At 40.4% G+C, this 12836-nt stretch carries 10 protein-coding genes and 1 tRNA gene; 1 reads left to right on the top strand and 10 read right to left on the bottom strand.

Translation table 11 applies throughout. From position 1 onward, the window contains the following. Positions 1-13: 13 nt before the first annotated feature. From AWW68_RS10380 to rpsA, 4 genes are all read right to left on the bottom strand, one after another. Positions 14-3136, bottom strand: coding sequence for a TAT-variant-translocated molybdopterin oxidoreductase (locus AWW68_RS10380; RefSeq protein WP_068220441.1), 3123 nt, complete (start codon positions 3134-3136; stop codon positions 14-16). A gap of 33 nt (positions 3137-3169) precedes the next feature. Further along, on the bottom strand, positions 3170-4414 hold the full coding sequence (locus AWW68_RS10375; protein ID WP_068220830.1) for a cytochrome c3 family protein: 1245 nt from the start codon (positions 4412-4414) through the stop codon (positions 3170-3172). A gap of 994 nt (positions 4415-5408) precedes the next feature. Next, positions 5409-5479: transfer RNA gene (locus AWW68_RS10370), tRNA-Cys, on the bottom strand. Between the two features lie 114 nt (positions 5480-5593). After that, a complete protein-coding gene (gene rpsA, locus AWW68_RS10365; protein ID WP_068220438.1) occupies positions 5594-7543 on the bottom strand; it encodes a 30S ribosomal protein S1 in 1950 nt (649 codons plus the stop codon). A gap of 513 nt (positions 7544-8056) precedes the next feature. Here rpsA and AWW68_RS10360 point away from each other — a divergent pair. Then, positions 8057-8392 carry a zinc ribbon domain-containing protein YjdM gene (locus tag AWW68_RS10360; RefSeq protein ID WP_068220435.1) on the top strand — a complete coding sequence of 112 codons (336 nt, stop codon included), beginning with the start codon at positions 8057-8059 and terminating at the stop codon, positions 8390-8392. Positions 8393-8417: 25 nt separating this feature from the next. Here the strand turns inward: AWW68_RS10360 and AWW68_RS10355 are convergent, their stop codons facing one another. From AWW68_RS10355 to tsaD, 6 genes are all read right to left on the bottom strand, one after another. After that, on the bottom strand, positions 8418-9071 hold the full coding sequence (locus AWW68_RS10355; protein ID WP_157717608.1) for a hypothetical protein: 654 nt from the start codon (positions 9069-9071) through the stop codon (positions 8418-8420). 452 nt (positions 9072-9523) lie between these two features. Beyond that, the gene (locus AWW68_RS10350) at positions 9524-10021 is read right to left on the bottom strand and encodes an HNH endonuclease (RefSeq protein ID WP_068220430.1); all 498 of its coding nucleotides are present in this window, start codon (positions 10019-10021) and stop codon (positions 9524-9526) included. Between the two features lie 3 nt (positions 10022-10024). Further along, positions 10025-10810, bottom strand: a complete 786-nt coding sequence (locus AWW68_RS10345) for a C40 family peptidase (protein WP_068220427.1) — start codon at positions 10808-10810, stop codon at positions 10025-10027. Continuing rightward, positions 10810-11280: an SsrA-binding protein SmpB gene (gene smpB, locus AWW68_RS10340; RefSeq protein WP_068220424.1), complete on the bottom strand. Its 471-nt coding sequence runs from the start codon at positions 11278-11280 to the stop codon at positions 10810-10812. The genes AWW68_RS10345 and smpB overlap by 1 nt, the downstream gene beginning before the upstream one ends. Next, positions 11270-11674, bottom strand: coding sequence for a thioesterase family protein (locus tag AWW68_RS10335; protein ID WP_068220421.1), 405 nt, complete (start codon positions 11672-11674; stop codon positions 11270-11272). Before AWW68_RS10335 ends, smpB begins: the two co-directional genes overlap by 11 nt. A gap of 86 nt (positions 11675-11760) precedes the next feature. Beyond that, the gene (gene tsaD, locus AWW68_RS10330) at positions 11761-12774 is read right to left on the bottom strand and encodes a tRNA (adenosine(37)-N6)-threonylcarbamoyltransferase complex transferase subunit TsaD (protein WP_068220418.1); all 1014 of its coding nucleotides are present in this window, start codon (positions 12772-12774) and stop codon (positions 11761-11763) included. Positions 12775-12836 lie beyond the last annotated feature (62 nt).

The following is a 12836-nucleotide window of genomic DNA, read 5'->3' as shown; positions in this document are numbered from 1 at the left end:
CTTTCGGTTTATATTATGCTTCTGTTGATTCTTTAACCTTGTTTCTGATTTTGGTCATGTACCAAATATTCGGATTCACATTTAGTTCTTCCAATACATGGTATGCCCTTTCCTCATTAACAACTCTTTCGGTAGCCTTCTCGCCTTCCTTCTTCTCTTCGATCTGAAGTAGTTGAGAAATTTTAGACTTAGGATCGTTCAAGTCGCCAAAAGTGATTGCATCTGATGGACAAGCTGACTCACAAGCCATGTTGATTTCACCATCAACTGGTCTTCTACCTTCGCGCTTAGCAGCCAATTTACCTGACTGAATTCTCTGCACACACATAGAACACTTCTCCATCACACCTCTTGCACGAACAGTTACGTCTGGGTTCAATACCATTTTACCCAAATCGTTGTTCATAGATAAGTTTTTGTCGAACTGAGTGTTATCGTGGTACTTGAACCAGTTGAATCTTCTCACTTTGTAAGGACAGTTGTTAGCACAATATCTTGTACCGATACATCTGTTGTAAGTCATCTGGTTAAGACCTTCAGTACTGTGCGTTGTTGCAGCCACAGGACAAACTGTCTCACATGGTGCATTATTACAGTGCTGACACATCATTGGTTGGAAAGTAACCTCAGGGTTAGCCGCAGCTTCTTCCAACTCCTTTTTATTTCCAGCAGGATTAGCAGCAGAATAATATCTGTCGATTCTAATCCAAGCCATTTCTCTTCTATTCAGAACTTCTTCCTTACCGACTACAGGAATGTTGTTTTCCGCTTGGCAAGCCACTGTACAGGCAGAACAACCAGTACAAGAGTTCATGTCGATAGTCATTGCCCAATGGTGGTTATTGTACTCGTGACCAGACCAAAGGGTGATTTTTGAAGGCTTAACAAATTCACCTTCTTTATAAATATGCGGATGCCATCTACCTGCACCTGCATCTTTCTTGTACTCATCTAGAGTTGCCTCTTGGATAACATTCTCACGACCCATGTAGGTTTGGTGAGTTTGAGTTTGGGCAATTCTGTATGCTTTACCAGTAGTAGTTACCGAAACACCCGCTAACACATCCATAGTGTTGGCACCGTTCAGTTTTGTAATGAAAGGATAAGCGTTTACACCTACTCCATTACCAACCTTACCAGCTTTAGTTCTTCCATAACCTACTGCTAGACCTACAGTACCAGGAGCTTGACCAGGCTGAACCAAGACAGGCACTTCAATTGATTGATCACCTACCATTAGGTTCACCAATTGAGTTTCACCCTCTGTCATCTTAATTCCTAGTTCATTAGCCATAGCCAATGAAATGGTTAAGTAGTTATCCCAAGTAGCCTTAGAGATAGGATCTGACATTTCTTGCAACCATGGGTTGTTGGCCTGAGAACCATCTCCCATACCAGACTTTTGGTAAAGTGCTAGTTGTAGTCCCGATCCTTGAGTTTTATAATTCTGACCTATGCTTGTTGCGGCTACTGATGCAGCTGCAAAATCATAAGTAAATGCTTTCTCGCTTCCACCAAGTTCAACAATACCATCATATAAAGCTTTATCCCAGAAAGTCTGGAAGCTAGAAATTTCAGATTGTTGAGTGAAGTAAGATTCTTTCCAGTTGTTCTGAAGGTAAGTATAGTACTCAACTGTTTGCCCTGCCCATTTCAAGAAAGACTCTGGAGTCTGTCTAGTGCTGAACAATGGAGCAATAGATGGTTGAGATAGACTCAAGTGACCTTCTCTCAACTCAGCATCATTCCACTGCTCTAGGTAGTGATGATCTGGAGCTACATACTTAACAGCAGCAGCCGTCTCATCCATTCTATCAGAAGTAGAAACAGTTAATGAAGCCTTCGCTAGCGCTGCAGTTAATGCAGAAGCTTCAGCAGAATTGTATAAAGGGTTACAATTAAGGAATATAACCGCAGCTACTCTACCACTATTCAAGTCCTTCACAAAGTTAGACATTGCCATATCGTCTCCTTGACGATAGTTCACTGGTGCAGTAGTATCTATTGTAGTTCCATAATTGCCAAGCATTGTATTAATACCATTAATCAATACTTGAACCGCAGGGTCATTAGAACCACAAACTACTAGAGATTTTCCTCTGTTAGCCCAAAGCTCATTAGCTGCTGCTGTTAGGTGAGCAACATCACCTGCATTTCCGCCACTAACTTTTGCTTGCCCTGCCTTAGCCGCTATTGCATTGTACATTGCAGCAACTAAAGGACCAACCTGAGATGGAAGAATTGGAGTTCTATAATCAGCATTAGAGCCAGTCAAAGAAAGGTTAGACTCAAATTGATAGTGTCTAGACATCTCTCTGTGATGCTCATTGATTTTTCTTGTTTGAGCAAACTGCTTAGAGAATTCAATTGGAGAAATCCATGTTCCTAAGAAGTCTGCACCTACGCTCACTACAGTTTTAACCTTACTGAAATCATAAGAAGGGATCATGGCAGCGCCAAAAGATCTTCTGTTTCCTTCCGTAATACCGTAAGAAGAAATAGGATCGTAAGTTATGTGTTCCGCAGTTGGGTACTTTGCAATAAACTCACCAACCGCCTTTTTAGTAGTAGGGCTTAATACCGTGTTACTAACTATTCTGATTCCTGAACCTTGAGCTTGAGCAGCAATTTTGTTCAGTTGAGAAGTAACTTCTTTATCAAGGGTAGCCCAGTCTGTTTCTGCACCATCTTTCATTGGCCCTACTAGTCTTTCTTTATCATATAAAGAAAGAACAGAAGCCTCAACTTGGGCAGAAGAACCACCTTTAGTAATAGAGCTATACTTGTTGCCTTCAACCTTAATTGGTCTACCTTCTCTGGTTTTCACAACAACACTAACTGCATCACCACCATTTACATAGGTAGAAGCATAGTAGTTAGGTACAGAAGGATCTACATCTACAGGTTTATTCAAGTAAGGAATAGCCTTTCTTACAGGAGCTTCACAAGCTGCTAAACTAGCTGCTGCGATACCAAAGCCCATAAGTTTAAGGAAGTCCCTTCTATTGCTAGACTCTCCACCGGTCTCGCTGATTGGAAGGTACTCTGGAAATTCAGATTCGTTTTTCTTCACGAAGTCAGCATCATTAGATAGCTGCTCGATCCCTTTCCAGTATGTTTTTTGATTTTCTTTCATTGTATATCAATCAGAAATCGCGAATTCAATTAATTAATAGTGGCACTTAGCACATTCCAAACCACCGATATCTTCAACATTCATTGGAGTACCAGAAGTCTTGTTATGTAGTTCTACCAATTTGTCGTAGTAACCATTGCCCTGAGTATTTAGGCTTGTATTTCTATGACAATCAATACACCATCCCATAGTAAGAGGAGCGTGTTGCTTAACAACTTCCATTTCCTGAATTTCACCATGACATGTCTGACACTCAATGCCACCTACCTTCACGTGTTGTGAGTGGTTAAAGTAAGCCAAGTCAGGTAGGTTGTGAATCCTTACCCACTCTATTGGTTTTCCACTCTCTTGAGCAGCATATAATTTTTGAATCTCCGGAGAGTCCGTTTTGATTTGGCTATGGCAATTCATACAAATATTCACTGAAGGAATGTTTGCTGACTTCCCAATTTCTACACCGGTGTGACAATACTGACAAGCAATCTCATACTCACCTGCGTGAATCTTATGAGAAAAAGCGATTGGCTGTTCTGGCTGATAACCTTGCTGAACACCAATAGTATAAAGACCATCAATAACATTCTTCGCTGCCAAGGCAATAACCAAGAATGTAATGATACCAATTACTGTAGGGCTCTTAACAAAAGCTGAGAAGCTGAATTTCTCATTTACTACATCCTTATCGGCCTCATCCAATCCTTCTTTATCCTGAAGGTATTTTTTGAGCACACCAATGATAATCACTAGTACTACCAAAATAAGAATGAGTACAACCACCAAGGCTGCAACAATGATGTTCAAATAGCTGGAAGGAATCCCTGAACCATCTCCTCCAGCAGCAGCACCATCACCTGTGGCAGCAACTTCTGGCATTGGAGGGTTCTCCTCAACATCTCTAACATAGGCTAGAATTGAAAGAATTTGCTCATCTTCCAGATCGTAAGGAGCCATTACCAACTGATTAAACTCATTGTAGAGTGCAGTGGCTTGAGGGTCTCCAGAAGCAATTAAAGCTTGTGAGTTTTTCACCCATGAGTAAATCCATTCAAGGTCTCTTCTATCGTATACTCCAGCCAGGGCCGGACCAACAAGTTTAGAGTCTACCTTGTGACAGGTATTACATTGATACTCATTAAACAGCTGCTCTCCCTGAGAGATTATCTCAGGATCTGTCGGAACAGCATCTCTTTGGGCGAAAACCTGCTTCCCAGAAAAAACAAAACAGCATACAAGAAAGAATGCTGTCGCATAACGGACAATGGTTGTTTTGGCTACCATGTAAAGTCTTTTTTTAATCACAGATTGTCTCAGTTGTAGAAACACGTGGCAAAGGTAGTATTGGAAGCCCTTATTTCAAATAAATTTTTACTGATGGAAACTTGATTTAAGAGTCTCTTAACACCCCTTTAACCATCTGGATAACAGTAATTTACTATACATGTTTCAGAAGATCAATTTATTTAGAATCAATTTAAATAACTCACTCAATGCAATAGAGTGAAACCTTTCCAAATCCGCCTATTTCAACTGTTAAGAGGGGCAGATATTCAAAGTTTTTATAGAAAATATTTCTAATTAAGCTAAGTATACTGTGCATGAATGACTTGACTTAAGAGAAACTCAACCCAATTAAAATCAGAAATCATGTAGGTTCATTAGCCAAAAAAACCTAGACCTACTTATTGCTGGGCGGAATTTACTTTCCATTTTATCATTACTGCTTTCTTAGATCACATAAACAACCCGTACAGTACTTTCTGAATAGAGACAGATCAACTAACCTTAAATAATTTTCAGAAAGAGCAACGCAATTAAACGGCAATTCTTTGGTGGAAGGACATAATCCAAAATCAAATTAAAACTTAGATGGAAAGGTTAACAACAGAGCAGATAGCAAACGTTTTCAATAGCAAAGAATGAAGACCCTTAACAGCTTGGAGTATGCTCCTTTGAAGGCGAGGCCATAAGCGGATTACTCGCTGTTTCAATAATTTTCTTTTCGTGCTCGCGAAGCTCTCCAGAACAATCGGGATCGCTTTCGAACCGCGCGGTCCTTTTCCACTCAAGAAGTCTGAAAACAAAAAAGCAACCTTTTTAGGGTTGCTTTTGGAATTGAGGCGCTGAGCGGATTGCTCGCTATGCTTTTAGTGTTTCAAAGGTGCTCGCGAAGCTATCTCGAACAATCGGGATAGCTTTCGAACCGCGCGGTTCTCATCCACTCAATGAGACTGTAAGCAAAAAAGCAACCCTTTGGGGGTTGCTTTTGGAATTGAGGCGCTGAGCGGATTCGAACCGCTGTACAAGGTTTTGCAGACCTCTGCCTAGCCACTCGGCCACAGCGCCATATTTTGGAAGCGCAAATTTAGGGATATTCATCAATTGCGCCAATAAAAGTTGAACTATGTCAAATAAAAAAGCATCCCGACCAAGCGGGATGCTTCTATATATTCAAAAAGATTAACCTTCAGCAGAGTCTTCTGACTCAGAAGCTTTCTTTTTAGCCTCTGCAGCCTTCTTCTCATTAGCTTTCTTGGTGTTATCTTCCATTTCAGCTTTAAGTGCAGAAAGTGCATCTAAATCACCAAGAGTAGCCTGCTCTACAGGAGCCATCTTAGCTTTAGGTGCTCCACCACCACTCTTCTTCTTAGGAGCTGGTTTCTCAGCAGCCTCAGGATTATGAATGTTAGTGTGAGACATTACAATTCTCTTATCGTCTTTAGAGAATTCTACTACAGAGAAGTCTAGAGTTTCTCCTACTTCTACCATAGAACCGTCTTCTTTCTTAAGGTTTCTGTTAGTTGCAACACCTTCAAGACCGTAAGGCAACTCAAGAGTAGCACCTTTATCGTTCTTAGAGATAACAGTAGACTTGTGAACAGAACCTGGAGTGAATACTGTTTCGAAAGTATCCCAAGGATTCTCTTCAAGCTGCTTGTGACCAAGAGCCAATCTTCTGTTTTCAATATCTAACTCAAGAACCTGAACTTCAAGCTCATCACCTACTTTCACGAATTCAGAAGGGTGCTTGATTTTCTTAGTCCAAGAAAGGTCAGAAACGTGTACCAAACCATCGATACCTTCTTCTAGCTCAATGAATAAACCGAAGTTAGTAAGGTTTCTTACTATACCTGTATGGTTAGTTCCAACACCGTACTTAGTCAATACATCAGACTTAGTCCAAGGATCTTCAGTCAATTGCTTGATACCAAGAGACATTTTTCTTTCCTCTCTATCAAGAGTCAATACTACTGCCTCTAGTTCGTCACCAATGCTGATGAAGTCTTGTGGATTTCTCAAGTGCTGAGACCAAGACATTTCAGAAACGTGGATTAGACCTTCAACACCAGGAAGAAGCTCTAGGAACGCACCGTAATCTGCAACGTTTACGATAGAACCTTTCACTTTAGAACCTACTTCGATAGTAGACTCTAATTTATCCCAAGGGTGCTCAGTCAATTGCTTCATACCCAATGAGATTCTCTTCTTATCATCATCAAAGTCAAGAACAACAACGTTCACTTTCTCGTCAAGGCTCAACACCTCAGACGGATCGTTGATTCTACCCCATGAGATATCAGTAATGTGAAGTAGACCATCAACACCACCAAGATCGATGAATACACCGAAGTTAGTCATGTTCTTGATCACACCTTCTAGTACCTGACCTTTCTCAAGGTTCTCAAGGATTTCAGCTTTTTGTTGCTCAAGATCTTTCTCGATCAATACTTTGTGAGATACTACAACGTTGTCGTTAGAGTAGTTGATTTTCACAACTTTAACCTCCATTTTCTTACCTACGAAAACATCGAAGTCTCTAATTGGCTTCACATCGATCTGTGAACCTGGAAGGAATGATTCTACACCGTAGATGTCCACGATCAAACCACCTTTGGTTCTTCTCTTCACGAAACCTTCAATTACTTTATCGTTATCTAGACCATCTTGGATAAGCTCCCATGCTCTAACGATTTTGGCTTTTCTTCTTGAAAGTACAAGCTGTCCAAGAGCATTTTCTTGCTCTTCGATATATACTTCAATTTGGTCACCAACTTTCAAATCTGGAGTATCTCTGAATTCAGAGGCACTTACCAAACCATCAGATTTGTAACCAATGTTCAACACAACGTCTCTGTCACCAATAGAAACAACAGTAGCCTTAATGGTCTGCTTTTCTTCGATAGAGTTCAAAGTGTCTTCATACATTGAAGCCAACTCTTCTTTTTTCTTTTTAGAGTAGCCCTCACCAAAACCTCTAGTTTCAAAATCTTCCCAGTTGAATTCTTCTGGTTGTTTAGCAGCCTTTGGTTTTGACTCTTTCGCAGTTTCTTTAGAAGCAGGCGCTTCAGCTGCGGCTTGAGGAGTAGCTTGTTCTTCTACTGCCTCAGGTGCTTTTTTTTCTTCTGACATGATATTATCGCTCTGTGATTACTCCATTTCGCTGCCCAGAGCGCTCAGCGAAGGATTTTTGTTCTACATTTCCAACTACTCGGAACCGCCTCTTCTGAAACGGACTGCAAAGGTAAGGATTAATTTGATAATCAGATAATTTGTTGACTTGATAGTAACAGCTGGAAGCGAGAAGCCAGAAGCCAAAAGCGGGAAGCGGGAAGTCGGAAGCAGGAAGCAGGAAGACGAAAGCAATAAGCACAAATACTACAAACAACTAATAAAGTGTTGCCCCTTTAGGGGTTAGGGGTGAAAAAGTAAGAAGCCAGAAGTCAGAAGACGGAAGTCCGAAGTCGGAAGTCCGAAGACGGAGGCCAGAGGTCAGGAGTGAAAAAGTAAGATGCCAGAAGCCCATAGCAGTTTCTCTTACCTATCCTGAGAATAGTTGAAGGATCTAATACTATACTCTCAATTCTTAATCCTTCAATCTCATTCACTAAATTTCTCTAATTTTGCGCATTCAAATCTATAGTAATGTCAGAGTTTCCTCCTTGTCCAGAATGTAAATCTCCCTATACCTACCCTACCGGACAATCACTTATGTGTCCAGAATGCGGTTATGAATGGAAACCGAGTGAAGAGTCTACGGAAGATGAAAATGTAGTAAAGGACTCCAATGGCAACATTCTTGTAGATGGTGATGCTGTGGTAGTAATCAAAGACTTACCCGTAAAAGGAGCTCCCAAACCTGTAAAAGCCGGCACCAAAGTAAAGAACATTCGGTTAGTGGATGGCGATCATAACATTGACTGCAAAATTGATGGTTTTGGCTCTATGGCTTTAAAGTCTGAATTTGTCAGAAAGGCATAAGCCGAAAACAACACGCCTTTGTAAATCAGTAGAAACCAGGCATTGGCTTTACTGGATTTTTGCCCTGCAGTTGGAACATAGATTCACTCAGTTTCATAGGCTCAATACGAACAGCTGTACTGGTAACAGTGTAATCTTCTCTTTCTGATACGAATTTAAGAAGGAGAGATTTCGTTTTCCCAATAACAAAACTCCAATTGCCAAAACTGTGATTGCTATAATACTCAGGGTCTAATGCGAACTGTTCATTGAAGTAATAAGTGGTTTTTCCGGTAGATTCTATCACCTCAAGCACCTTACACTCGTAACCTAATACATTAGCTGTTTCATCTAGAAACCTGTAAGATTTCACTTCAGTATCTTCGAAAGATCCGTCAATCCAATAAAGTGTATCGGATTGCGCAGTTTTATTGTAAACGCTATTCTCAGCATGGATATAAAGTTGCGACTCAAAAAACTCTCCATTGCTCAACATTTTATAGTCTCCACCTTTTAAATAGTACTCATGATCACCTCCCATAAAGGCATTCATCTCCTCATTACTAACTTCAGCTATCTTACTTTCATAAGACACTTGGTAAATAACTCTACCTTCAAAACTCTGAGCATCTAATACTGAGCTTTGTACAGCCATTAACGTTATCAACGCAACGATCAAGAGAAGCTTTACACGTTTCATCTTCATGTGTTATGCTCTTTGTAAGTGCGTTTCTTGATGTTTTGTTTTCAGCCTGAAGAAAAAAAATGGATTATTTTCCAAACAAAACATTTTAACAAAAGTATAAACACAGCTTAGATACTCACCATCCCCAAATTATACACCCACAAAAACGAATTTCACCCCTAAATAATGAAGGGAATGATTGTGTTGTAAAATTTAATAGATGGGAATGTTTGAAGGGTCTTCTGACGGCTGGACAATTGAGGAAACTCTTCTTTCAGAAAGCGCAGCACCAATGTTCTAGTCCGTACTATCAGTATGGACTGATCTTAATTTACGTTTTCTAATTAGTACAAAGTCTATTACCGAAGATAGCACTGGTCACAGATAAAGACCAGATACTACAGCGGAGTAGTGAGCACTTTAGCTTAACAGCCCCATTCACTATTGATCCTTGAGCATTCTACACCTCAATTCACCCCCAAATACTTTAACCACTCTTCAGAGGTGAAGCCACTGAAGTTTCTTACAAACATAATGTAAGAAGGCTTAAAGGGTTTAGCAGCCAAAGGCATTTGGGCTTCTTCTGGAGTTTTATCGCCCTTTAGGGAGTTGCATTTTTTACAAGCAGCCACTAGGTTAGTCCAGGTAGATTTCCCTCCGCGCGACTTGGGCATTACATGATCAATAGTTAAGTCTTTACTCTTTCCACAATACTGACACCGCTGTCGATCACGCTTAAAAACGTTTTGGCGTGTGAGAATTACACTCTTAAAGGGAATAAAAATATACTTCTGAAGACGAATAACTGAAGGCATTGGGTGCTCTGCATCTATAGAGCGGAGCTTAGTTTCCGGGTCGTCATGAACCAGTTCAGCTTTTTGCAGATATAGCAGCAAGAAGGCTCTTTCTGCTGAACAAACAGATATTGGTGAATAGTCTTGATTCAATACCAATACCCGTCTCATACTTTAAGTGATTATCCGTTTGAGTTTATAGAAATGATGAGTATACGCATTTTTCTCCACATTTCTGATTCCCTTCTCATCGAACTCATCTATGCGAACCTTACCGGAAGCGTGGATTATTCTATTTTCATCCATCAGAATTCCTACATGATTCATTTTACCTTCTGTATTGGTAAAGAAAGCCAAGTCGCCTCCTCTCCTATCTTCAAGGCCTATTTCTTTCCCCTTTAAAATCTGCTGTGACGAATCCCTAGGAAGCTTATGACCACCAGTTTTAAAAACAACTTGAGTAAAACCAGAACAATCAATTCCAAAAGGTGATTTACCGCCCCATAAATACGGGGTATTCAAATATTTAGTAGCTTGATTAAGCAGAGTTGTTACTCCCCATTTTTGATATAGAGTTTTAGACATGCCGTTAAATGCAACATTTTCCTCATCCTTAAATATAGGGTTGTTGAGCAGTGGCAATACAGAACCAGCTACAATGTGATTGATTTGCTGCTTGAAAAGAATCTTCGAAATCAAGTCGATGCAAACCTTGTACTCGATTTCGCTTATCTGGTCGAAGTATTCTTTAGAAATATGATGGTGTTGCTGCTTATCAATCCAGCCCTCATAGTTGTCATAGACATTACTGATCTTGAGCCACTTCTTATCTTCAGACTCTTCTAAAACCACGTAATGTTCACCAAAAAGTAATTGAGAAATCATTTCGGATGCATCGGAAGGCTTTGCCCTCATTGGCACCAAACTCAAGCGCTGAACACCGTAATCTATTGCATCCATTAGAACTTCATTCTTTGTAAATCGCGTTTCACATCTTTCTCTTTGATAGAATCGCGTTTATCGTGTATTTTTTTACCTCTTGCCAAAGCGATTTCTAATTTAGCAAAACCTCTTTCATTTATAAACAGCCTAGTCGGCACTATCGACATTCCTTTCTCCTCAGTCTTTGCCAGCAGTTTACTTAACTCTTTCTTATTGAGCAGTAGCTTTCTTTCTCGAGTCTGATCATGATTATAGTGGGTTCCTTGGGCATAAGGCGTAATGTGCATTTGCTTTACCCAAAGCTCCTCGTTTCTGAAATAGCAATAAGCATCGGCCAAAGTGGCCTTACCTTCACGGATCGATTTTATTTCAGTTCCCATCAACTGCATACCCGCTACGTACTTGTCAATAAGCTCGTATTCATAGCTCGCACGCCTGTTTTTAATATTGATGCTGTTAGAAAACCTACTTTTATCTTTATTCGCCATCCTTCTCTAAACTACTGAATATCTCTTTTATCTTATTTTTGGGCAGAATCTTTTGTCCTGTTGAACCGATCGCTACTAGCCGATCTCCACATTTAACCTCAATCTCGCAAATGAGTTCATTTCTTTCGAAAGAACTAACCTTTGCTATGACCGAAATCTTCTGACCTACCAAAGCTGGAGACCTGTGCGAAACATTTACAAAAGTACCGATACCTTCTTCATGATCTTCGGTCATTTCTAGCACGAATAATCGGCTAGACCATTCCATTTCGCGAGCCAAGGTAAATGTTGAACATACCGGATGAACCTCACCTGCCACAAACTTGGCTACATCTTCACTCTTTACGGTGAAATGATGGGTTTTAATATCTCCTGGCTTAAAAATGTTTTTCATGTTTCTTTAAAATGTCATTTCCGTGTAAACGGGAATCTCTAAGATGTTAGGAGATTCCTGCCTGCGCAGGAATGACATAAGCTCTATTAAAACTTCATTCTTGGTAATGCGCTTACACTTTGGTCTACAAATACACCTTCTAAGAATTTATAATGGCCTGCCATGGCAATCATACCTGCATTGTCTGTACAATACTCAAACGCAGGAATAAATACCTTCCAACCTTCTTCAACGGCCATTTCAGTAAGTCTATTTCTCAAACCACTATTGGCTGAAACTCCTCCCGCAATAGCTAACTGATTCACTCTATATTTACGAGCAGCTTTCCTTAGCTTTTGCAGAAGCATATTAATAAGAGTCTTCTGTATGCTCGCTGCTAAATCGGCTTTATTTTCTTCTATAAAGTTCTCATTTTCTTTGAGTTTGTCTCGCAAAAAATAGAGCACTGCAGTTTTAATTCCACTGAAAGAATAATTAAGACCAGCCATTTCAGACTCTGGGAATGAGAAAGCATCGGCATTACCTTGCTGAGCCAGCTTATCTACCATGGGCCCTCCAGGATAGCCCAAACCCATCATTTTAGCCACTTTATCGAAGGCTTCGCCCACAGCATCATCTTGTGTTTCTCCAACAACTTCCATATCCATAAAGCTTTTGACCAATACTATTTGAGTATGGCCTCCACTTACCGTAAGGCATAGAAATGGAAACTTCGGTTTAGGATCGTCAATGAAATGAGCCAAAATGTGCGCTTGCATATGGTTGACTTCAATCAGTGGTACATCTAAAGCCAAAGCCAGTCCTTTCGCAAAAGAAGCCCCTACTAAAAGCGCCCCCATAAGACCTGGGCCACGAGTAAAAGCTACAGCACTAATTTCTTCTGGAGAAATGGCAGCATTTTTGAGCGCTTGATCTACTACTGGCACTATATTTTGCTGGTGAGCGCGGCTTGCCAATTCTGGCACCACACCTCCATAATTTTCATGCACCGATTGCGTTGCGACTATATTATTGAGTACTTTGCCATTGACTGCCAAAGCCGCAGATGTCTCGTCACAAGATGATTCGATGGCCAGGATTTTGATATCAGAGGAAGGCATTGAAGGAGAATATTAAAAGATCGCAAGTTATTAAAAAACGGATTGTCAAATCAATCCTTTGG

The organism is Roseivirga spongicola, from assembly GCF_001592965.1.
Lineage (GTDB): Bacteria > Bacteroidota > Bacteroidia > Cytophagales > Cyclobacteriaceae > Roseivirga > Roseivirga spongicola.
This window is presented reverse-complemented; position numbering and strand designations above follow the sequence as displayed.